The sequence below is a fragment of the Plastoroseomonas arctica genome (assembly GCF_018128965.1).
Taxonomy (GTDB): Bacteria; Pseudomonadota; Alphaproteobacteria; order Acetobacterales; family Acetobacteraceae; genus Plastoroseomonas; species Plastoroseomonas arctica.
Genome location: NZ_JAAEDH010000014.1, coordinates 36,515 through 55,924, shown reverse-complemented (window position 1 = coordinate 55,924; position 19,410 = coordinate 36,515). Strand labels below are relative to the sequence as shown.

At 68.7% G+C, this 19,410-nt stretch carries 19 protein-coding genes; 7 read left to right on the top strand and 12 right to left on the bottom strand.

Features of this window, described 5'->3' with window-relative positions; translation table 11 throughout:
• Positions 1 to 3 precede the first annotated feature (3 nt).
• From GXW79_RS13060 to GXW79_RS13040, 5 genes are read left to right on the top strand one after another with little or no spacing between them, the layout of a single operon-like run.
• Complete coding sequence (locus GXW79_RS13060) at positions 4 to 402, top strand: VOC family protein (RefSeq protein ID WP_211874838.1); 399 nt, start codon at positions 4 to 6, stop codon at positions 400 to 402.
• Positions 399 to 1,832 (top strand): amidohydrolase family protein, encoded by a 1,434-nt coding sequence (locus tag GXW79_RS13055; RefSeq protein ID WP_211874837.1) that lies wholly within the window; start codon positions 399 to 401, stop codon positions 1,830 to 1,832. Before GXW79_RS13060 ends, GXW79_RS13055 begins: the two co-directional genes overlap by 4 nt.
• On the top strand, positions 1,829 to 2,818 hold the full coding sequence (locus tag GXW79_RS13050; RefSeq protein ID WP_211874836.1) for an ABC transporter ATP-binding protein: 990 nt from the start codon (positions 1,829 to 1,831) through the stop codon (positions 2,816 to 2,818). Before GXW79_RS13055 ends, GXW79_RS13050 begins: the two co-directional genes overlap by 4 nt.
• Positions 2,815 to 3,882, top strand: coding sequence for an ABC transporter ATP-binding protein (locus GXW79_RS13045; RefSeq protein ID WP_211874835.1), 1,068 nt, complete (start codon positions 2,815 to 2,817; stop codon positions 3,880 to 3,882). The genes GXW79_RS13050 and GXW79_RS13045 overlap by 4 nt, the downstream gene beginning before the upstream one ends.
• A complete protein-coding gene (locus tag GXW79_RS13040; protein ID WP_211874834.1) occupies positions 3,879 to 5,045 on the top strand; it encodes an iron-containing alcohol dehydrogenase in 1,167 nt (388 codons plus the stop codon). Before GXW79_RS13045 ends, GXW79_RS13040 begins: the two co-directional genes overlap by 4 nt.
• A 4-nt stretch (positions 5,046 to 5,049) precedes the next feature.
• On the opposite strand, the gene GXW79_RS13035 is transcribed toward GXW79_RS13040, so the two are convergent.
• Positions 5,050 to 5,985, bottom strand: coding sequence for a tripartite tricarboxylate transporter substrate-binding protein (locus GXW79_RS13035; protein WP_211874833.1), 936 nt, complete (start codon positions 5,983 to 5,985; stop codon positions 5,050 to 5,052).
• The gene (gene secD, locus GXW79_RS13030; protein ID WP_211874832.1) at positions 5,982 to 8,558 is read right to left on the bottom strand and encodes a protein translocase subunit SecD; all 2,577 of its coding nucleotides are present in this window, start codon (positions 8,556 to 8,558) and stop codon (positions 5,982 to 5,984) included. Before secD ends, GXW79_RS13035 begins: the two co-directional genes overlap by 4 nt.
• A 142-nt stretch (positions 8,559 to 8,700) precedes the next feature.
• Here secD and GXW79_RS13025 point away from each other — a divergent pair, with 142 nt between their 5' ends.
• Entirely contained in the window at positions 8,701 to 9,642 is a 942-nt protein-coding gene (locus GXW79_RS13025) for a Gfo/Idh/MocA family protein (protein ID WP_211874831.1), read from the top strand.
• Positions 9,643 to 9,698: 56 nt separating this feature from the next.
• Here GXW79_RS13025 and GXW79_RS13020 read toward each other — a convergent pair whose 3' ends face one another.
• From GXW79_RS13020 to hisI, 4 genes are all read right to left on the bottom strand, one after another.
• On the bottom strand, positions 9,699 to 10,673 hold the full coding sequence (locus tag GXW79_RS13020; protein ID WP_211874830.1) for a Bug family tripartite tricarboxylate transporter substrate binding protein: 975 nt from the start codon (positions 10,671 to 10,673) through the stop codon (positions 9,699 to 9,701).
• Between the two features lie 160 nt (positions 10,674 to 10,833).
• The gene (lpxB, locus tag GXW79_RS13015) at positions 10,834 to 12,021 is read right to left on the bottom strand and encodes a lipid-A-disaccharide synthase (protein ID WP_211874829.1); all 1,188 of its coding nucleotides are present in this window, start codon (positions 12,019 to 12,021) and stop codon (positions 10,834 to 10,836) included.
• A 314-nt stretch (positions 12,022 to 12,335) separates the two neighbouring features.
• Entirely contained in the window at positions 12,336 to 13,325 is a 990-nt protein-coding gene (locus GXW79_RS13010) for a CobW family GTP-binding protein (RefSeq protein WP_211874828.1), read from the bottom strand.
• A complete protein-coding gene (gene hisI, locus GXW79_RS13005) occupies positions 13,322 to 13,729 on the bottom strand; it encodes a phosphoribosyl-AMP cyclohydrolase (RefSeq protein WP_211874827.1) in 408 nt (135 codons plus the stop codon). The genes GXW79_RS13010 and hisI overlap by 4 nt, the downstream gene beginning before the upstream one ends.
• 45 nt (positions 13,730 to 13,774) lie before the next feature.
• Here hisI and GXW79_RS13000 point away from each other — a divergent pair, with 45 nt between their 5' ends.
• On the top strand, positions 13,775 to 14,227 hold the full coding sequence (locus GXW79_RS13000) for a Fur family transcriptional regulator (RefSeq protein ID WP_211874826.1): 453 nt from the start codon (positions 13,775 to 13,777) through the stop codon (positions 14,225 to 14,227).
• 369 nt (positions 14,228 to 14,596) lie between these two features.
• Here GXW79_RS13000 and GXW79_RS12995 read toward each other — a convergent pair whose 3' ends face one another.
• The 6 genes from GXW79_RS12995 to GXW79_RS12970 all read right to left on the bottom strand — a co-directional run bounded on the left by GXW79_RS12995 (position 14,597) and on the right by GXW79_RS12970 (position 19,386).
• Positions 14,597 to 15,154, bottom strand: a complete 558-nt coding sequence (locus GXW79_RS12995; RefSeq protein WP_211874825.1) for a chlorite dismutase family protein — start codon at positions 15,152 to 15,154, stop codon at positions 14,597 to 14,599.
• Positions 15,155 to 15,202: 48 nt separating this feature from the next.
• A complete protein-coding gene (locus GXW79_RS12990) occupies positions 15,203 to 15,940 on the bottom strand; it encodes a class I SAM-dependent methyltransferase (RefSeq protein ID WP_211874824.1) in 738 nt (245 codons plus the stop codon).
• A gap of 101 nt (positions 15,941 to 16,041) precedes the next feature.
• On the bottom strand, positions 16,042 to 17,223 hold the full coding sequence (gene metC / locus GXW79_RS12985; RefSeq protein WP_246503976.1) for a cystathionine beta-lyase: 1,182 nt from the start codon (positions 17,221 to 17,223) through the stop codon (positions 16,042 to 16,044).
• Positions 17,223 to 18,062: a sulfurtransferase gene (locus GXW79_RS12980; RefSeq protein WP_211874822.1), complete on the bottom strand. Its 840-nt coding sequence runs from the start codon at positions 18,060 to 18,062 to the stop codon at positions 17,223 to 17,225. The genes metC and GXW79_RS12980 overlap by 1 nt, the downstream gene beginning before the upstream one ends.
• Complete coding sequence (locus GXW79_RS12975; protein WP_367614901.1) at positions 18,059 to 18,769, bottom strand: alanyl-tRNA editing protein; 711 nt, start codon at positions 18,767 to 18,769, stop codon at positions 18,059 to 18,061. The genes GXW79_RS12980 and GXW79_RS12975 overlap by 4 nt, the downstream gene beginning before the upstream one ends.
• Entirely contained in the window at positions 18,766 to 19,386 is a 621-nt protein-coding gene (locus GXW79_RS12970; RefSeq protein ID WP_211874821.1) for an NUDIX domain-containing protein, read from the bottom strand. The genes GXW79_RS12975 and GXW79_RS12970 overlap by 4 nt, the downstream gene beginning before the upstream one ends.
• Positions 19,387 to 19,410 lie beyond the last annotated feature (24 nt).

Genomic DNA, 19,410 nt, shown 5'->3' with positions numbered 1-19,410 from the left:
TCCATGGCGCTGGATCATCTCGGCTTTTCCGTCAGCGATTTCACGAAGAGCCGCGCCTTCTACATCGCCGCGCTGAAGCCCATCGGTTTCAGCGTGAAGAAGGAGACGGCGGACTCGCTGATGCTCGGCGCGGGCGCCGGCGAGCCCGAGCTGTGGATCGGTGCGGCGTCTCTCGCCGGTCCGCCGCCCGGGCATTTCCACTTCGCCTTCACCGCGCCCGACCATGCCAGCGTGGACGCCTTCCACGCCGCGGCACTCGCGGCCGGCGGGCGCGACAATGGCGGGCCGGGTTTGCGGCCGCAGTACCACGCGAACTACTACGCTGCCTTCGTCATCGACCCGGATGGCCACAACATCGAAGCCGTGTGCCACGCGCCTGGCCAATCAGGAGACCAGGAATGACCACGACGCTCATCCGCAACGCCGACCTCGCCATCGCCTGGGACGCGACGGCGAAGGAACACACCTACCTCCCCGACGCAGACATCGCCTTCAGGGATGGCGTGCTGACCTTCGTCGGGCGCGGCTACGTGGGCACGCCGGACGCGGAGATCGACGGCGCCGGGCTGATGGTGATGCCGGGCCTGGTCAACATCCACTCGCATCCCTCCAGCGAGCCCATGAACAAGGGCTTCACGGATGAGGTCGGAACGCCGGGCCTCTACAATTCGTCGCTGTACGAATACCTGCCCATCTTCCGCGCCGATGCGGAGGCTGTGCCCTCCTGCGTGCGCGTGGCGATGAGCGAGCTGCTGCTCTCGGGCGTGACCACCGTCGCCGATTTGTCGATGGCGCATCCCGGCTGGCTGGACCTTCTGGCGGAGGCGGGGATGCGCGTCTGCATCGCGCCGATGTTCCGCTCCGCGCGCTGGTTCACCAAGAACGGCCACGTTGTCGAATACGAATGGGACGAGGCCGCCGGCGAGAAGGCGATGGCGGAGGCCTTCACCCTGATCGAGCGCGCCGAGCAGCATGAATGCGGCCGTCTCTTCGGCATGGTGGTGCCCGCGCAGATCGACACCTGCTCCGAGACGCTGCTGCGCGAGAGCAAGCAGGAAGCCAAGGCGCGCGGCCTGTCCTGGCAGATCCATGCGGCGCAATCCGTGGTCGAGTTCCACGAGATCACGCGGCGCCACGGCTTCACGCCGATCGGCTGGCTCGATTCCATGGGGCTGCTGTCGGAGCGCGCAATCATCGGGCACGGCATCTTCCTAGACGACCACCCTTCGACGCCGTGGCACACGCGGACCGACCTCTCGCGCCTGGCGGAGACCGGCACCACGGTCGCGCATTGCCCGACCGTGTTCGCGCGGCGAGGCATTTCGCTGAAGGATATCGGTCGCTACCGGCGCGCCGGCGTGAACCTCGGGCTCGGCACCGACACCTATCCGCACAATATGCTTGATGAGATGCGGCTCGCCGCTTACGTGGCGCGGACGCAGGCGACCGACCCGCGCACGCTCTCCTCCTCCGACCTTTTCCACGCAGCCACCATCGGTGGTGCGCAGGCGCTCGGGCGCGACGATATCGGGCGGCTCGCCGTCGGGTGCCGGGCGGACTTCTCGCTGGTGGATGTGACGCATCCGCGCATGCAGCCGGCCCGCGATCCCCTGCGCAGCCTGATCTATTCCGCCGGCGATCGCGCGCTCAAGGCTGTCTATGTCGATGGCCACAAGGTCGTCGAGGATGGCGAGGTGCTGACCATGGATTACCGCGCCGCCGCCGCGCATCTGCACGAATCGCAGAAGCGTATCGAAGGCCAGGTTCCGCTGCGCGACTGGGCCCACCGCAGCGCCGAGCAGATCGCGCCGACCACCTTTCGCTGGGCATGACCGACGCGCTGCTGCGCATCGAGGATCTGCGCACCGTCTTCCGCAGCAGCGGCGGTGATATCCCCGCGGTGGATGGCGTCTCACTCGAGGTGCCGCAGGGACGCACCCTCGGCATCGTGGGGGAGAGCGGGTGCGGGAAATCCATGCTCTCGCTCTCGGTGATGCGCCTGGTGCCGCAGCCGGGCAGGGTGGCCACCGGCCGCGTGCTGCTCGATGGCCGCGACCTGCTGGCTCTGCCGAACTCCGCAATTCGCGACGTGCGCGGGCGCGACGTCGCGATGATCTTCCAGGAGCCGATGACCTCGCTGAACCCGGTGCACAGCATCGGCGACCAGATCATGGAGGCGATGCGCGCGCATGATGGCGGCGCCTCCAATGCCGAATTGCGGGAGCGCGCGGTCGAGGCGCTACGCCGCGTGCGCATTCCAGCTCCCGAGCGGCGCTTCACCGAGTATCCGCACCAGCTTTCGGGCGGGATGCGGCAGCGCGTGATGATCGCGATGGCGCTCGCCTGCGCACCGCGCCTGCTGATCGCCGACGAGCCCACGACGGCACTCGACGTGACCGTGCAGGCGCAGATCCTGGACCTGCTGCGCGACCTCCAGGCCGAGACCGGGATGAGCATCATCCTGATCACCCACGACCTCGGCGTGGTCGCGGAGATGGCCGACGAGGTCGCCGTCATGTACGCCGGTCGCGTCGTCGAGCGCGGCACCGCGCGCGAGATCTTCGAGGACCCGCAGCACCCCTATACGCTGGGCCTCCTGGGCTCGATCCCGCGCCTGGACGAGGAGCGCGAGACCCTGCTCGCCATCGACGGTACGGTCCCGCCGCCCTTCGCGCTGCCGCCTGGCTGCCGCTTCGCGCCGCGCTGCCCCTTCATGATATCGCCCTGCAACGACGTGGTGCCGCCGCTGCGGGTCGTGGCGGATGGTCACCTCGCGGCGTGCATCCGTGCGCCCATCGAGGCGGCCCTCGCGCCATGACGCCGCTGCTGGAGGTTCGCGACCTCGCCAAGCACTACCCGGTGCGGAGCGGCATGATCATCGCGCGGCAGACCGGGACAGTGCGCGCCGTCGATGGGGTGTCCTTCCATGTCGATCGCGGCGAGACGCTGGCCCTGGTGGGCGAGAGCGGGTGCGGCAAATCCACCACCGCACGGCTCGCGCTGCGGCTGATCGAACCCTCCGCGGGGAGCATCCGGTTCGAGGGCACGGACGTCACCAGGATTGGCGGTGCGCCGCTCCGCGCCCTGCGCCGGCGCGCGCAGATCGTGTTCCAGGACCCCTATGCCAGCCTCAACCCGCGCATGAGCGTGGGCGACACCATCGCCGAGCCGATGATCGTGCACGGCGTTGGCAACGCCGCGGCGCGGCGCGCGCGGGTCGAGGAGCTGCTGGCGCTGGTCGGCCTCGCGCCCTTCCACGCGGCGCGGTTTCCGCACGAGTTTTCGGGCGGGCAGCGCCAGCGCATCGGCATCGCCCGCGCGCTCAGCCTGCGGCCCGAGCTGATCGTCTGCGACGAGCCCGTGAGCGCGCTGGACGTCTCGATCCAGGCGCAGGTGGTGAACCTGCTGAAGGAGCTGCAGCGCCGCTTCGGGCTGGCCTACCTGTTCATCGCCCACGACCTCGCGGTGGTGAAGCACATGGCGGACCGCGTGGCCGTCATGTACCTCGGCCGTATTGTGGAGATCGCGCCCAAGCGGTCGCTGTTCGCTGCGCCCCGGCACCCCTACACGCGCGCCCTGCTCGCGGCCATTCCGCATCCCGACCCAAGCGGACGCGGCCGGGTGACGCCGCTCGGGGGCGACGTGCCCTCGCCGATGGCGATCCCGCCCGGATGCCGCTTTCACACGCGGTGCGCCTTTGCGGAGGACCGCTGCAGGGTGGAGGAGCCCCCGCTCCGCCTGGTCGGAGAGAGCCAGGTCGCGTGCCATCTGGCGGAGCAGTTGCCGATGGCCGACACTGCCGCCGGCGCGGGGTTCGCGCCCAATGCGGTGCGGCGCCTCGCTCTCTACGCGGCGGCCCGTCCGGGAGGAAAGCGGCCATGATCACGCGGTTCCAGTCGCCACGACTCTTGCTCATCGGCGGGGGCGCTGTGGCGCGCACCGCGGAGGTGCTGGCGCAGCTCGGTTTCTCGCGCCCGCTGATCGTGACCGATGCATTCATGGTCTCGTCGAGCATGGTGGATCGCGTGGTCGCGCCGCTCAGGGCCGCGGGGATCGAGGCCACCATCTTCGCCGACACCGTGCCCGACCCCACCGACACGGTGATTGAGGCCGGCGTCGCCGTGCTACGCGCGGGTGACTACGATTGCCTGATCGGCTTCGGCGGCGGCTCGCCGATGGACACGGCCAAGGCGATGGCGATCCTCGCCGCCGCTCCGCCGGGCACCCACATGCGGGAGTTCAAGGTGCCGGCGCAGGCCAATCGCGGGGCGCTCCCGGTGGTCTGCGTCCCCACTACCGCGGGCACCGGCAGCGAGGCGACGCGCTTCACCATCATCACCGACACCGAGCGCGACGAGAAGATGCTGATCGCCGGCCTCGGCGCCCTGCCGACCGCGGCCATCGTGGATTACGAGCTTACCTTCTCCGTGCCGCCGCGCACGACCGCGGATACCGGCATCGACAGCCTGACGCACGCACTTGAGGCCTTCGTCTCCAAGCTCGCGACCGAGGAGAGCGACGAATACGCGCTGCGTGCGATGCGGCTGATCGCGCCCCAACTGCGCACCGTCTATGCCGAGCCGGGCAATGCCGAAGCGCGCGCCGCGATGATGAAGGGCGCGACCCTGGCGGGCATCGCCTTCTCGAACGCTTCGGTGGCGCTGGTTCACGGCATGTCCCGCCCGATGGGCGCGCATTTCCACGTCGCGCACGGGCTGTCCAACGCCATGCTGCTGCCGGCGGTCACCGCGTTCAGCCTCAATGCCGCGCTGCCACGCTACGCCGAGGCCGCGCGCGCCATGGGCGTCGCCGGGCGAGACGAGGGCGACCAGTCGGCGGCGGCCAAGCTGGTCGAGGAGTTGCAGGCGCTGAACCGAGAGCTCGCGGTGCCATCGCCCGCCGGCTACGGGATCGGCGCGGCGCAGTGGGAAGGGCTGGTGCCCACCATGGCGCGGCAGGCACTGGCCTCGGGGAGCCCGGGCAACAATCCCCGTGTGCCGGATGCGGCGGAAATCGAGGCGCTGTACCGCGCCGTCTATGCCTGAGGCGTTAGGCCCGGCGCACCCAGGGCTCGCCATCCCAGCGACGCTGCAGCGCCTCGGTCAGCGCGCCGACCTCTGCTGACCAGGCGGCCGCACGGATCAGCCGCGGAGTGCGGCCCATCGCGCTGTTCTGCGCGGTGAATTCGGGGTCGGCGAGAACCGCCTCCAGTGCCTCGGCGAGACCATCGCGCATGATCGCCGGCACGCCTCGGGGCAGCGCGAAGCCTCGCTGGGTGACGGCGACATCGGGCATCCCGAATTCCGCGAAACAGGGCAGCTCCGGCAGATGCGGGCTGCGGGTCCGTCCCGAAACCGCCACCGCCTGAAGCCGCCCCTCGCGGATCGCGCCGAGCGCGTCTGGCAGGGGCAGCAGCGCCGCCGTGAGGTTGCCCGCGATCACCGCCTGGCGCGCCGTGCTGGCGGACGGGAAGGCGATCAGCTCCAGCGGCATCAGCGCGTTGATGCTGTGCGCCGCGAGTTGCGCGGCACTGCCCGGCGGCGGGCTGCCCAGCCGCCCGCGTGCCCCGATGCTGCGGATGCCCGCGAGGTCGGGCGTGATACCGGGCGCGGTGACGAGCACGATCAGCTCGTCGGCGACGGCGCCCATGAGGTCAAGCCGGTCGATGACGCGCCGCGTCCCCGTCTCGATCGCGTGCGCGATCAGGAAGGGCGTGGTGATGGCGGCGATGGCCTTGCCGTCCGGCTGCGCATCGCCGATGGCGCGCGCCGCGACGAGGCCCGCTTCGCCCGCGATATTGGCGATGGCGACGCTGCTGCGGGGCCAGTGACGTTCGAGGAAGGGCGCGAAGCCACGGCCCCAGCGATCCGCGGCAGAACCCGCGGCCGCACCCACCACGAGCGTCAGGTTCAACCGCCCCTGCGCCAGGGCCGGCCGCGCCAGCAAACCTGCCGAGAGGGCGAGCGTGGCGCGGCGCGTGATCATCCCGCGCGGACCGGCTTGGGCTTGCCCGGACTCGGTTCCGGCTCGCCGCGGCGCAGCCGCTTCTCGCCGGTGTAGAGCACGATCGGCGCCGCGATGAACACCGAGGATGAGGCGGAGATGATGATGCCCACCACCATCACCTGCGCGAAGCCCGAGAGCGTGTCGCCGCCGAACAGCGCCAGCGGCACCGCGGAGAGCAGCAGCGTGATCGATGTGCCGAGCGAGCGGTTGAGTGTCTCGTTGATCGAGAGGTCGACCAGCTCGCGCAGCGGCATCTGCTTGAATTTGCGCAGGTTCTCGCGCATGCGGTCGAACACCACGACCTTGTCGTTGGCCGAGAAGCCGATGATGGTCAGGATCGCGGCGATCGTGGTGAGATTGAACTCGATCCCGAAGACGACCATGAAGCCGATGGTCTTGGTGGTATCGAGGATGAGCGTGACGATCGCCGCGATCCCGAACTGCCATTCGAAGCGGAACCAGATGTAGAGCAGCATTGCCAGCAGCGAGAGCCCCAACGCGATCAGGCCGCCTTGGAACAGCTCGTCCGAGACGCGATTGCCCACCGCTTCGACGCGGAGGATGCGGGTGCCGGGTGCAACCTGCTCCAGCGCGCCGCGGATGCGGTTCACCGCCACCTGCGTCTGGGCTTCCTCGCCCTGTGCGGGAAGCCGCAGCAGCACCGTCGAGGCATCGCCGAATTCCTGCATCCCGGCATCGCCGAGGTTGAGCGCGCCCACGGAGTTGCGCAGCGCCGGAAGATCGGCCGGCCCGGGTGTGCGGATCTCCATCACGATGCCGCCCTTGAAGTCGATGCCCTTGTCCAGCCCCGGCGCGAAGGCCAGAATCACCGAGGCGGTGGACAGCACCGCGGAGACGATCAGCCCCGCCTTCGCGCCGTTCATGAAGCGGATATTCGTGACATCGGGGATGATGCGGAACAGCGGCCGGCGCAGCCTCTCGTACAGCCCGACACCAGGCTTGGCGAAGGCGGGGACCTCCTTGGGCCGCGTCGCGCGATACCACCAGGCGACGAAGAGACGGACCAGCGTGGTCGCCGTCCACATCTGCACGATGGTGCCGATCGCGACCGTGACCGCAAACCCCTTCACCGGGCCGGAGCCGAAAGCGTAGAGGCAGATCATCGCGATCAGGTTCGTGAGATTCGAATCCATGATCGTGCCGGAGGCCTTGCTGAACCCGGCCTCCAGCGCGCTATGTGGTGGTCGGCCATTCTTCACCTCCTCGCGGATGCGCTCGTTGATGAGGATATTGGCGTCAAGCGCGGTGCCGAGGGTGAGCACGATGCCGGCGATGCCGGGCAGCGTCAGCGTTGCCTCCAACATCGAGAGTGCGGCCAGCATCAGGATGATGTTGAAGGCCAACGCGATGTTCGCGAACCAGCCGAGCAGCCCATAGGCGAGGCCCATGTAGAGGAAGACGAACAGCGTGCCGGCGGCGAGGCTCAGCACGCCGGCGCGGATCGCGTCCGCGCCCAGTTCGGGGCCGACGCTGCGCTCTTCCACGACCGTGAGCGGGGCGGGCAAGGCGCCGGCGCGCAACAGCACGGCCAGGTCGTTCGCGGTGCGGGCGGAAAAGCTGCCGCTGATCTGGCCGCGGCCGCCGGTGATGGGCTCGCGGATGACGGGCGCGCTGATGACCTTCTCGTCGAGCACGATCGCGAAGGGCCGGCCCACATTCTCGCGCGTGATGGCGCCGAAGCGGCGGGTGCCGAGGCTGTCGAAGGTGAAGTTCACCACCCATTCATTGGTGCGGTTGTCCTGCCCGGCGCGGGCATCGGTGAGGTTGGCGCCATCGACCTCGACACGGCGGCGCACGGCGTAGCGTTCGCCGGCGCGTTCGCCGTTGAGGAACTGCACGCCCGGCGGGGCGGCGCCCTGGCCGGGGGTGGTGTTCTCGTCGAGCAGATGGAAGGTCATCCGCGCGGTGCGGCCGATGAGGTCCTTGATGCGGTTCGGATCCTCGATGCCGGGCAGCGTCACGATGACCCGGTTGGCACCCTGGCGGGCGACGAGGGCGTCGGCGACGCCGGTCTCGTCGACGCGGCGGCGGATGATCTCGACGGATTGCTCGACGGCGGCGTTGGACCTGGCGCGCAGGCCGGCTTCGGTCAGCGTGGCGGTGACGATGCCCTCGGGAGTGGTGGTGACCTCGAGGTCCGGGATCTGCTGCCCGGTGCGCGACTGGATCGGGTTGGACAATTCGCGCAGCGCAGTGGCGGCGGCTTCACCCTGGCCAGGGTCGGTGACGCGGAGGCTGATGCGGCGGCCCGCGGCGTCAGACGCGAGGTTCTGGTAGCGGATATTGGCGGTGCGCAGCCGGGTGCGGGCGGCGTCGACCATGCCCTCGAGACGCTCGCGGATGACGGCGTTGAGGTCGACCTCCATGAGCAGGTAGGAACCACCGCGGAGATCGAGGCCCAGGCTGATCTGGCGCGCGGGCACCCAGCTCGGGAAGATCGAGCGCGGCAGCAGGTTCGGCACGCACAGCACCACCCCGGCGAGGAGCACGCCGAGGATCGAAAAGGTCTTCCAACGGGCGAAGTGAAGCATTGGGTGAAGGTAGCCCCTGCAAAGGGGGCGGAGAATGACGACGGGGACCCCGGCGCGCAAGGGCGCGTGTCCAGGGCGTCCGGGTGCAATTCCCCCGGGTCGCGGGCGATGCTATGGCGCGGGCCACGGTGGGGGCAAGTCGATGCTGCGAGTGGCGGTGCTGGGGGTTGGGCATTTCGGCCGGTTTCATGCGGTCAAATGGGCGGCGAACCCGCGCGCGACGCTGATCGGCGTGCATGATCGCGACGCGGATCGCGCGGCGCTGGTCGCGGGCGAGCTCTCGGTTCCCGCGGAGTCGGCCGAGGCGCTGATCGCGGCCGCCGATGCCGTGGTGGTCTCGGTGCCGACGCGGGGGCATTTCGCGCTGGCGCAGGCTGCACTCGAAGCCGGCAAGCACGTGTTCGTCGAGAAGCCGATCGCTGCAACTGTGGCGGAAGCCGAGGCGATGATCGCGCTGGCCGCCGAGCAGGGCGTGGTCCTGCAGGTCGGCCATATCGAGCGCTTCTCGGCGGCCTTCGCGGCGGTGATGGCGGCACCGGTGGGTGGGCGGGCGCTGAGCTTCGAGGCGGTGCGCGCGGCGCCGTTCCGGCCGCGCAGCCTCGATGTCTCGGTGGTGCTGGACCTGATGATCCATGACATCGACTTGGTGATGGCGCTGGCCGGCGAGGCGCCTCTGAGCGTGGCGGCGGTGGGCGCCGCGGTGGCCTCCGACCGGGCGGATTTCTGCGTGGCCACGCTGGAGTTCTCCGGTGGCCGGCGGGCGGTGATCACCGCAAGCCGGGTGAGCCTGGCGATGGAACGCCGCCTGCGGGTGCTGGGGACGGAGGGCGAGTTGTCCGTCGATTTCCTCGCCCGCACCTACGGCGTGCTGCGCCGCGGCGGTGTGGAGCCGGTCGCGACCATGCCCGGCTACGGCGTCGATCGCGGTGCCTGGGTGGACCATGACAGCCTCGAAGCCGAGCAGGCCGGGTTTTTGGCGGCGGTGCTTGGCGATGCGCCATGCGTGGTCCCCGGTGAGGCCGGGCTCGCCGCATTGCGGGTGGCGTTGGCGGTTGAGGCGTCGCTTCTTGGTAGCCAAAAATAAAAGAAAGGCGAAAACGTATACGTTTTCGCGGGGAAATTCCTTTCCGCGGCCTTGCTTCAATCGAGCCGTATATTCAGCTCGCGCACCTTCCCCGCCCAAAAGCGGTTTTCCTCCCGCACCAGGGTGGTGAACTCCGCGCGGCTTCGCGGCGGCGCGGCCTCCAGCCCATCCCGCTCCAGCTTGCCGGCGAATTCGGGCCGCGCGGCGGCGCGGCGGGCTGCCTCATGCATGCGGTCTAGATCGGCGGCCGGCGTCTGGGCGGGGGCGAAGATGCCGTGCCAACCGGTGATGGTGATCCCCGGCATGCCAGCTTCGGCGAGGGTGGGCACGTCGGGCAGGCTCGCCATGCGGGTTGCACCGGTGACGGCGAGCGCGCGCAGCTTGCCGTCCTGGATCAGCGGGATCGCCGGCGGCGGCGAGGAGAAGTTCATCGTCACGCGCCCGGCGACCACGTCGAGCAGCGCGGGCCCGGTGCCGCGGTAGGAGATGTGCTCCATCTCGAAGCCCACGCGCTCGGCAAACAGCAGCCCGGCCAGGTGGTTGTTGGAGCCGACGCCGGCCGAGGAGAAGCTCAGGTCGCTCGGCGGGCGGGAGCGGGCATAGGCGGAGAGCTCGGCGAGCGTCGTGACCGGCAGGCGCGGGTCGATTGCCAGCACATACTGGTAGGTCGAGACCTGCGCGATGGGTGCGAGGGACGCCGCCAGGTCAATGCGGTCGCCGCGCTGGAGGTGCGGGTTGACGATGATGTTGGTCGAGACGGCGAACAGGATGGTCGTCGCATCCGGCCGCGCGCGGGCCACCGACATGGAGCCCACATGGCCCGCCGCGCCGCCGCGGTTGTCGATCACCACGGTCTGGCCCAGCGCCTCGGCGAAGAGGGGGCCGAATTCGCGGCCGACGATATCGGTGCCGCCGCCGGCGGCGTAGGGCACCACCATGGTCACGGGCGGGCGTGCCGTCTGGCCGAGCGCGGGCAGCGCCCAGGGCGCGCTGGCGGAGGCGGCGAGAAGGGCGCGGCGGGGAAGGGTCATGGCGGGTGCGATCTCGGCATTCGCCGGGCGGACGCCGCGGCATGGGTAAAGCAGTCAGGCGGCCTTACCGCAGCGGGCGGGTCAAGTCACGGATCGGGCAGGAGGAATGCATCGGCCAGCCCGATCGGCAGGACATGGCTGCGCCGCTGATCATCGGATTCTACGCCACGCCTTCAGGAAATTTTGGTTTCTCAACCCTCTGCAAGCCGTCGAGCGCCCGTAAGACGGCGATCGCGGCGGCCTCGCTGGGAAGTCCCTCGGGCGCGCGCAGGCGCGCAAGGGCATGCGCGAAGCCTTCCCGCTGCGACCCGGGACTGGCCAGGATCGCCGAAAGCGCACCTGAAAGGCTCTCCGGCGTGCAGAATTCCTGCAGAAACTCGGGCGCCACCGGCGCGTCCGCCAGCAGGTTCACCAGGCTCGCGTACTTCACCTTGACGATCCGCCGCACGATCGCCGCCGTCACCGGGTTCACCTTGTACGCCACCACATGCGGCACCCCGGCCACCGCCATCTCCAGAGAGGAGGTGCCGGATTTGATCAGCCCCGCCCCACCCCGCGCCGCGGTGGCCGCGAAGGCGTCGTGCTTGTCGTCCAGCGCCTCCACCAGGATCGGCGCGTTGGGCCACCCCGCCGCCGCCGCCCGCACCTGCGCCGCGGTGATGGGTGCGACCGCGATGACGGGCCGGATCGTCGGATGCGCATTGGCGAGCAGGGCGAGGGCAGGGCCGAATACCGGCAGCAGCCGCTGCACCTCGCCGCGCCGGCTGCCCGGCATCACCAGCACGGGCGTGTCCGTGGGAGCGAGGCCGAATCGTTCGGCGAAACGCGCTGCATCGCCATGGTCGGCACCAGATTCCAGCACCGGATGGCCAACGAAGGTCACGGGAATGCCGGCCTTCTCGAAGAAGGGCGCCTCGAAGGGAAGCAGAGCCAGGATGCCGTCCAGCAAAGGCTTCAGCTTCTTCACCCGCCCCTGTCGCCAGGCCCAGACCTGCGGGGCCACGTAGTGGATCAACGGGATCCCGAGCGGGCGGACCCGCTTGGCGATGCGAAACGCAAAGCCGGGGCTGTCGATGGTGAGGATCAGGTCCGGCTCGCGCGCAGCAATATCGGCGGTGGTCTCGGACAGCCGCCGGGTCAGGCGCGCAATGTTGGGCAGGATCTCCACCAGCCCCATCAACGCCAGCTCGCGATAGTCGAAAAGCGATGCCAGGCCCTGCTCGGCCAAACGCGGCCCGCCGATGCCCGCAAAGGCAAGATCGGGGCGCCGCGCGCGCAATGCGGGCAGGAGCCGGGCGCCCAGGACATCGCCGGACGCCTCGCCGGCGAGGATGTAGATCAGGGGCATGGGCTAGGCCAGAAGGCTAGGGGCTCTGCCCCTGGACCCCGCCAGGATCGTGTCGATCCTGGACCTCCATGGGTTGGTTTTTGACTTGGTGAGGGAGTCGCGCCGGAGGCGTCGCGGGCTGGGGAGGGGGCGCGTGGAGCACCCTTGATCCAAGCGAACTCCTGTAAAGCGTCTCCTCCCCAACCCGCCCCATTCCAGCAAGCACACCCTCACCCAACTCAGGACCAACAAAGGGGGGGGCAGGGGCCAAAGGCTCCTGGCGGGGCTTCGAAGTATACGTCGAACGGGGGCGGAGCCGCCCGCCTTCTGCCCGCTCATGCCGCCTCGATGAACGCGGCGAGGCCGCGCTCCACGGTCTCTCGCGTCAGGTCCTTCACGATGAACACGAAGCGTGAGCTGCGGTCGTCGCCGTCGGGCCAGGCGCTGAGGCGGATGGGTGGGTGGAAGATATGTTGCACCCCGTGCAGCACGGTCGGCCGGTCTTCGCCTTGGATGTTGAGGATGGCTTTCACGCGCAGCAGCGCGTCGCCGCGGGTGGTGACGAGCATTTCGAGGAAGCTGGCGACGGCGTCGAGGGTGAGGGGTTGGTCGTAACGCAGCGTGAAGCTGTGGATATGGGCGTCGTGCCGGTTGCGGTCGTGGTGATGGTGGTGGTGCGCGTGGCCGGCTTCGTGCCCGAGCCAGTGGGCGACGTCGGGCAGCTTGGCGTTCAGCTGGAAGGGACCGAGGTCGAGCAGGGCTGCGGGTTCGGCGTCGGCGGCGAGGATCGGCGCGTGCGGGTTGAGATCCGCGAGGCGGGTGCGGAGTGGGGCCGTGTCGGGCCCCAGGTCGGTCTTGGTGAGGATAATGCGATCTGCGACGGCGGCCTGTTTCAGCGCCTCGGGGTGGGCGTCGAGCGTGTGCATGGCGTTGGTGGCGTCGATGAGGGTGATCACGCCGTCGAGGCGGAAGCGGCGCAGCAGGACGGGGTCGCTCATCAGCGTGTGCAGGATGGGCGCGGGGTCGGCGAGGCCGGTCGTCTCGATCATCACGCGGCGGATGGGCTGGCCGGACTCGATGCGCGCGGTCAGGTCCATCAGTGCCTTGTGCAGGTCGCCGCGGATGGTGCAGCACAGGCAGCCTGCGGCCAGCAGCATGGTGGTGTCGTCGAGCGTCTCGACGAGCAAGTGGTCGAGGCCGACATCGCCGAATTCGTTGATCAGCACGGCGGTCTCGGCGAGGTCGGGGTGCTTGAGCAGGCGATTGAGCAGGGTGGTCTTGCCGGCGCCGAGGAAGCCGGTGATCAGCGTGACCGGCGTGCTCATCGGTAGAGTTTTTCGGGCTCGATGAGCGGTTCGGCGATGGGCACCAGCGCGTCGTCGCGGATTGCCTGGAAGAAGCAGTTCTGCCGGCCGGTGTGGCAGGCGACGCCGATCTGGTCGACCAGGGCCAGGATGGTGTCGCCGTCGCAATCGAGGCGGAGGTCGATAAGCGCCTGGGTCTGGCCGGAGGTCTCGCCCTTGCGCCAGAGCCGGTTGCGGCTGCGCGAGAAGTAACACACGCGGCCGGTGGCCAGCGTCTCGCGCACGGCCTCGGCGTCCATCCAGGCGAGCATGAGCACCTCGCCGGTATCGTGCTGCTGGGCGATGGCGGCGATCAGCCCGGCCTCGTTGAAGCGGCAAGCGGCGAGGAAGGCCGTGATGGCGTTTTCGGATGGCAGGTTCGGCATGGGCACACGATATACGCTCTGTCGAATGGTTTGGAGAGTGCGGCGATGGCCGAGGTGTCGGCGGCATTGGCGAGGGCGGCGGCAATCTGCGGCGAACGGGGGGCGCAGCTCACCCCGCTGCGCCGCCAGGTGTTTTCCCTGATCTTGGAGGCGGAGGCACCGATCGGGGCCTATGCACTGCTGGACAAACTGCGCGGGCTGCGGGCTGGGGCAGCGCCGCCCACCGTGTACCGGGCGCTGGATTTCCTCATCGCGCAGGGGCTGGTGCACAAGCTCGAGCGGCTGAACGCCTTCACTCCCTGCGTCGAGGCCGGGCATGACCACAACCACGGCCATGAGCACCCCCACCAGTTCCTGATCTGCACCCAATGCGGGGCCACGGCGGAGATCTGCGCGCCGGCGGTGAGTGCGGCCATCGAGGCCGCGGCGCGGGCGGAGGGCTTTATGCCGGCCGGCGCTACGGTGGAGGTGGTGGGCCTGTGCGGGGCCTGCGGGTGACCCGCTAGCAGCTGCACTATTTTTCAAAGTCGGGGAACAGCTTCAAGCTGGCGCTGATGCTGACGCTAGGCAGGCAGTCCTTCGAGGGCGTGTGGACGGATTTCGCCGCCGGCTGGACGACTTCCTGGGCATCCTGGATGGCCAGGTCGCGGCACGCTTCTTCATCGCGAGTGACGGGGCGAGCATCGCGAACCTGTCGATGAGCGGGTACTTGGAGTTCCGCCGGAGGAGACCGGCTATGGTTCCGCGTAGAGCGATCCGGCGATCGCGGCCTGGCTCGAGCTGGTCGCGGCGCTGCCGGGATGGCGGGCGGCCTATGACCTGTTGCCGGGACGGCGGATGGAGGAGCTCGCGCCTGCGCGGGCGTGATCAGGTGCGGGCGAGGCGGATGTCGATCTCGCGGTCGATGTAGGCCCATTCGGGGGTCGCGCGGAGGGAAGCCAGCAGGGCCTCGAAGCTCGCTTCATCCTCGGGCGCGTATTCGAACCATGTGACGAAATCGAAGGGCTCGCCGAGCTCCCGGGCGTGGTGCAGGCGCCGCGCGATGGCCGGCAAGTGGGCCATGCCGATGCCGATGTGGCGCGATTGCTCCTCGAAGATAGCGCGGCGCTCATCCTGTGCGAGCGCCCACCAGGCGGGGGTTTTCCTTATGGGAATGAGGGCAGCGCGGGTGGCCTGGGGGCGGGCTAGGCCAGCCTGGATGGCGGCGAGGCCATCGCGCTCGCTGCGGTTGGTGTAGCGGAGGTTGCCGACCACGCCACGCAGCGCGAAGGTGCGATTGGAGGGCAAGGCGGGCGGCGTCCCCTCGCTGATGGCGATGTGGGAGGCGGCGGGTAGCGGCGGCCCAATCAGCGTGCGGGCCGAAGTGATGCGCCAGCGCCCGGCATCGGCGCCGGCAAAGGCCACGAGCAGGGGGGCGACGGTCATCTTGATGCCGAGCCCGGCGCGCGGTTTGTCACGGCCGGGAGCGGAAGATCAATGCCGATCGAACGCGAATTTGGCGAGGATCTGATCATCGCTGGCATAATTGCCGGTGCTCTCGACCTTGATAAGAGCCTGCCAATTTTCGATCCCGATGTCGCTGAGCGTCGCCTCCAGCATGGCTTTCTCGATCTCCGGGTACTGGTTGGAAAGCCGCGTGGAGGTCGGGTGCAAGTTGGTGATCAGGATCAGGCCCGTTGGCTTGGCGTCAAGTGCTGTGATGCTGAGGTCGGGCCGAAACTGCATCAAGGCCCACAGCGTCCGCCAAACGTCACCGGTCCACCACCCCCTGCGGTGCGGCGCCTCCGCCTTGCCATCTATGCCATCGCGGCCAGTCATCGGGATTTCCGTCGGGATGCAGTCATGCAGCACGATCATCGTGTTCTTGTGGCTCTGTCTTTCCGTATTAATAAAGTCACGCAAAAGAAATTCGCACTTGTGCATGCCGTCGAGGAAAGCGAAATCAACATTCGCGCCGAATAGATCTGTCAATTTATTCGCAGCGAAGAAGTCATCGCTTGTCTGTTGAAAAAGCAGACAGGTCGGCTTGTTAAGGATGACACCAGTATCCTTTATGCCAAACCGCGGATCGACGGCCACGGATGAGCATTTGGCCAGCCCGAGCGTAGCGCCGCCGAGTGTTCCTATTTCAAAATAGGTCTTCGGCTTTAGCGCGGCATGCAGTCGAGCCAGTACGGTTCGATATGGATCGCCAGCCAGGTCGGGAAGCATCGCGAACTCTCCAATGTCGTGGAATTTTTGGTGGTTGCCGTAACCCACATATGCGTCTCGGCGCAATCGAGTGTCGAAATTTGGTGGTTTTGCCGAGCACCTCAATTCAGATGCGCAAACCCATGCTCAAGATCCGCGATCAGGTCCCGCGTGTCCTCCAGCCCGATATGGAAGCGCGCGATCTTGCCGCCGAACTCGCCCGTCGTCGCCGTGCGGGTGATGTTGCCGCTGGTCGGCAGGGCCAGGCTCTCATAGCCGCCCCAGGACGCCCCGATGCCGAACAGCTTGAGGCTGTTGATGCAGGTGTCGATCTGCGCCTGCGAGTAGCGCGGGTCGAACACCACGCCGAACAGGGAACAGCTGCCGGTGAAGTCGCGCGCGAACAACTCATGCTGGGAATGGCTCGGCAGGCCGGGATGCAGAACCTGGAGCACTTCGCGGCGGCTTTCGAACCAGCGCGCGACTTCCAGACCCGCGGCTTCCTGGTGCTTCAGGCGCACATGCATCGTGCGCAAGCCGCGGATCGCGAGCCACACATCGTCGGGCGACGCGTATTGCCCTAGCTGCGAGGAGGCCCCGCGCAGCGTCTTCCAATCCGCCTCGTCATTCACCGTGGCGCTGCCGAGCAGGATGTCCGAATGCCCGCCCACATACTTCGTCAGCGCCTGGATGGAGACATCCACGCCATGCCTGAAGGGCTGGTAGTGGTGAATGCCCCAGGTGTTGTCCATCAGCACCTTCGCCCCGCGCGCATGCGCGACGGCGGCCAGCGCGGGAATGTCCTGGATCTCGAATGTGTGGCTGCCGGGGCTCTCGGCGTAGAGCACGCGCGTGTTGGGCTGGAACAGCGTCGCCACCTCCTCGCCGCTGATCTTGGGATCGTAGAAGGTGGTGGTGATCCCAAACCCCTTCATCAGCCCTTCTGCCAGGTTCCGCGCCGGTCCGTAGCAGCTGTCGGGGATCAGGCAGTGATCGCCGGTCTTGAGGAAGGCAAGCAGCGGCACCGCGACGGCGGCAAGTCCAGTGCCGAAGATGGTGCAGCGCGTCCCGCCCTCGATCTCCGCGATCATGTCCTCCAGCGCGTAGTGGGTCGGCCCACCCTGGGTGCCGTAGGTCATGTACTGCTCGAAGCGATGGTTCGCGGCGTCGCGCCGCGCCTCCACGCTCGGGTGCAGCACGGTGGAGCCGCGGTGGACCGGGGGGTTCACGAAGCCATGGATGCGCGTTCCCGCGCGGCCGCCATGGGAGAGGCGGGTGGCGAAGCGGTGGGTCTCGTCGGACATCAGGCGGTCGCTTTCGGGGTTTCGGGGCGGAGCGCCCATTCGGTCCAGGAGCCGTCATAGATCGCGGGCTCGGGCAGGCCGGCCTGCACCATGCCCAGGGCCAGGACGCAGGCGGTCACCCCGGTGCCGCAGGAGGTGATGACGGGCCGCGTGCCGTCGGCGCCGGCTTCCGCGAAGCGGGCGCGGAGAGCCTCGGGCGGCTTCATCGTGCCGTCGGAGGCAAGGAGGTCGAGGAAAGGCACCGAGGACGCACCCGGTATGTGGCCGGAGGGCAGGCCGGGGCGCGGTTCCGGGGCCGTGCCCGCGAAGCGGCCGGCGGCGCGGGCATCGAGGATCAGGGCGTCCTTCGCCTCGACGATGCGCTTCATGTCGCCGATGCCCTTCAGCCGCTCGGCACGGAAATCCGGGGTGAAGGTGGTGGGCGTGACGGAGCGCGGGTCGCCCAATGCGATCGGCAGATCCTCCTTCAGCCAGGCCGGCAGGCCGCCATCCAGCACGGCGACGTTGTCATGCCCCATCAGCCGCATCAGCCACCAGCCGCGCGGGGCGGAATGCACACCCTTCTGGTCGTAGAACACCACGCGGGTGGTGTTCTCCACGCCCTCGGCACCGATCAGCTTGGCGAAGCGGCCAGGCGTCGGGACCATGTGCGGCAGGGTCGTGTCCTGGTCGGCGTAGAGGTCGAGGTCGAAGAAGCGCGCGCCGGGGATGTGGGCCTCGCGAAATTTGGTCAGGCCGTCATGGGGCTCGTTGGGCAGGTACTTTGTCGCGTCGAAGATGACGAGGCCGGCGGCGCCGAGATGGCTCGCGAGCCAGGCCGGGGTGACCAGGTTCTTCATGGTTTCTCTCCCGTGAGGATGATGTGCAGGCGGCGATTCTGCTTGCCCTTGTTCTCGATCTTGCTGATCTCGGCGCGGCCGATTTCGGCGGTGTTCGCGACGTGGGTGCCGCCGCAGGGTTGCAGGTCGATGGGCGCGTCCTCCGGCCCGATCCGCACCAGGCGGATCCGCCCGGCACCGCGCGGCGGCTGCACCGACAGCGTGCGGACCAGAGAGGGGTTGGCGTCCAGCTCCTCCCCGCTGATCCAGCGCGTGCCGGTCGGGTGGGCGGCGGCGATCAGCGCGTTCAGCCGCTTGGTCAGATCCTCCTTCGCCGGCGGGTCAGGCAGGTCGAAATCAAGCCGCGATTTCTCGGCGCCAATCTGGTTGCCGGTGGCGTAGATGCCAGGCAGCAACGCGCACAGCAGGTGCAGTGTGGTGTGCATGCGCATGTGCCGATGCCGGCGCTCCCAATCCAGCGTCAGCGCCACACGATCGCCCACCGCCGGCAGCGGCGCGCCGGGTGCGGGGATGTGCAGGATCGTGTCCTCGGGCCCCTTGCGCGTGTCGATGATGGGCGTTGCGCCGATCATCCCCGTATCGCCAGGCTGGCCGCCCGAATTGGCGTAGAAAATGGTCCGGTCGAGCTCGATGCCGGCCTCGCTGACGGCAAGCACCATGGCCTCGCCCTCCCGCGCATAGGCGTCGTCGAGGAAGAGCTTGCTCACTTCCACTCCCGCAGCAGCCGCGCATGATGCCGCGCGAGCCAGTGAAGGCAGAGTGCGGCCGTCGCATTCTCGATGCGGTTGTCGTCGAGCATTTCGATCGCCTCCTTCGCCGGGAGCAGGCGCAGGCGGATATCCTCGTGCTCGGCGGCCAGGCCGTGGTGCATCGGCAGCAGGTCCGGCAGGTCGCAGCGCGCCAGGTACAGGTGAATGGTCTCGTCGGAATCGCCCTGGTTTAGGATGTAGCGGCCGAGCGCTTCCAGGGCGGTCGGCACCAGCTGCGTCTCCTCGGCCAGTTCGCGCCGCGCCGTCTCGGCCGGGTCTTCGCCAGGTTCGCACAGGCCGGCCGGCACCTCGGTCATCACGGGATGCATCCCGGCGGCCAGGGCCGGCAGGCGGAACTGCTCGATCAACGCCACCCGGTCGCGCTTCGCGTCATATGGCAGGATCGCGGCCGCGCGCCCGCGTCTTCGCAGCTCCCAGGTCAGCAGCCCACCCTCGGCGCCGTCGAAGCGGCGCTTGCGGAAGCGGATGCGGTCGAGCGGGAAGCGGCCGTTCCAGACGGTTTCCTGGTCGAGCAGGTTCAGGCCGGGAAAGGGCGGTATGGGGGTGGTCGCCATGTGAGCGAGACCGTAGCTTCGCGC

What these genes read in the sequence shown, in the direction of transcription:
- GXW79_RS13035 (WP_211874833.1), bottom strand. Translation starts at nt 5,985, where the DNA reads ATGATCACGCGCCGCGCCACGCTCGCCCTCTCGGCAGGTTTGCTGGCG.
- GXW79_RS13060 (WP_211874838.1), top strand. Translation starts at nt 4, where the DNA reads ATGGCGCTGGATCATCTCGGCTTTTCCGTCAGCGATTTCACGAAGAGC.
- GXW79_RS13000 (WP_211874826.1), top strand. Translation starts at nt 13,775, where the DNA reads ATGGCCGAGGTGTCGGCGGCATTGGCGAGGGCGGCGGCAATCTGCGGC.
- GXW79_RS12995 (WP_211874825.1), bottom strand. Translation starts at nt 15,154, where the DNA reads ATGACCGTCGCCCCCCTGCTCGTGGCCTTTGCCGGCGCCGATGCCGGG.
- GXW79_RS12990 (WP_211874824.1), bottom strand. Translation starts at nt 15,940, where the DNA reads ATGCTTCCCGACCTGGCTGGCGATCCATATCGAACCGTACTGGCTCGA.
- metC (WP_246503976.1), bottom strand. Translation starts at nt 17,223, where the DNA reads ATGTCCGACGAGACCCACCGCTTCGCCACCCGCCTCTCCCATGGCGGC.
- GXW79_RS13045 (WP_211874835.1), top strand. Translation starts at nt 2,815, where the DNA reads ATGACGCCGCTGCTGGAGGTTCGCGACCTCGCCAAGCACTACCCGGTG.
- GXW79_RS13025 (WP_211874831.1), top strand. Translation starts at nt 8,701, where the DNA reads ATGCTGCGAGTGGCGGTGCTGGGGGTTGGGCATTTCGGCCGGTTTCAT.
- GXW79_RS13040 (WP_211874834.1), top strand. Translation starts at nt 3,879, where the DNA reads ATGATCACGCGGTTCCAGTCGCCACGACTCTTGCTCATCGGCGGGGGC.
- GXW79_RS13050 (WP_211874836.1), top strand. Translation starts at nt 1,829, where the DNA reads ATGACCGACGCGCTGCTGCGCATCGAGGATCTGCGCACCGTCTTCCGC.
- GXW79_RS13055 (WP_211874837.1), top strand. Translation starts at nt 399, where the DNA reads ATGACCACGACGCTCATCCGCAACGCCGACCTCGCCATCGCCTGGGAC.
- lpxB (WP_211874829.1), bottom strand. Translation starts at nt 12,021, where the DNA reads ATGCCCCTGATCTACATCCTCGCCGGCGAGGCGTCCGGCGATGTCCTG.
- GXW79_RS13010 (WP_211874828.1), bottom strand. Translation starts at nt 13,325, where the DNA reads ATGAGCACGCCGGTCACGCTGATCACCGGCTTCCTCGGCGCCGGCAAG.
- GXW79_RS12980 (WP_211874822.1), bottom strand. Translation starts at nt 18,062, where the DNA reads ATGAAGAACCTGGTCACCCCGGCCTGGCTCGCGAGCCATCTCGGCGCC.
- secD (WP_211874832.1), bottom strand. Translation starts at nt 8,558, where the DNA reads ATGCTTCACTTCGCCCGTTGGAAGACCTTTTCGATCCTCGGCGTGCTC.
- GXW79_RS12970 (WP_211874821.1), bottom strand. Translation starts at nt 19,386, where the DNA reads ATGGCGACCACCCCCATACCGCCCTTTCCCGGCCTGAACCTGCTCGAC.
- hisI (WP_211874827.1), bottom strand. Translation starts at nt 13,729, where the DNA reads ATGCCGAACCTGCCATCCGAAAACGCCATCACGGCCTTCCTCGCCGCT.
- GXW79_RS13020 (WP_211874830.1), bottom strand. Translation starts at nt 10,673, where the DNA reads ATGACCCTTCCCCGCCGCGCCCTTCTCGCCGCCTCCGCCAGCGCGCCC.